The sequence below is a fragment of the Xaviernesmea rhizosphaerae genome (assembly GCF_001938945.1).
GTDB lineage: Bacteria > Pseudomonadota > Alphaproteobacteria > Rhizobiales > Rhizobiaceae > Xaviernesmea > Xaviernesmea rhizosphaerae.
Window position 1 is genome coordinate 1 of the sequence record NZ_MKIO01000003.1, and the last position, 679, is coordinate 679.

1 protein-coding gene is annotated in these 679 nt (G+C 58.9%); it reads right to left on the minus strand.

Annotation, left to right across the window (positions count from 1 at the left end):
* Positions 1–92: 92 nt before the first annotated feature.
* Positions 93–587, minus strand: a complete 495-nt coding sequence (locus tag BJF92_RS00025) for a hypothetical protein (RefSeq protein WP_245294615.1) — start codon at positions 585–587, stop codon at positions 93–95.
* Positions 588–679 lie beyond the last annotated feature (92 nt).

Consider the following 679-nt stretch of genomic DNA (forward strand, 5'->3'; position numbering starts at 1 on the left):
ACGATGCTGTCGCGGCGCAAACCGGCCAGAAAGGTCAGCGTCTTCCAGTGACCGTGAGGAACTTTCGCGATGAGAGGCTCTCCGCGCTGACACTAGCTGCAGGTGCGCGTCATGTTGGTCTTGACCCAGGTTTCGTCGATGAAGACGAGACGGTCCGGATCAAGCCGATGTTGATGGGTCTTCCATCGCATCCGGAACCGGGCCACCTTCGGACGATCCTGCTCGCTTGCCATCAGCGTTTTTTTGAAGGTCTTGCCCTCGCTGCGCAGGAAACGCCAGACGGTGTCGTGGGACACGTTGATCCCCACGGACTTCAGCTCCGCCGACAGCGCACGCACCGTCCAGTCGGACTTGATCTGCAGCCGCTGACGCACGGCATCGGCCGCAGCGCCCCTCAGTCTCGGTTTGACATACCCGCCGATCTTCGCCGGCATCAGGCCTCTACCGGACCGATCGCGTTGTCCAATACGGACCGCGGTTGCAGCCGATATCCCGAACCGCTTCGCTGCGCCACGAACCGTCATGCCATCGTTCAATGCTGCCGCAATGCGCATTCGCAAATCAAGAGAAAGAGGTCGCGCCATCATTGCTGGCCTCCAATCCAGCAATGATCTTGAATCACAAAATCAAACCCAAGGGAATCTCATCGCGATTCCGAGTAGTGCTGACAGACTCTAGA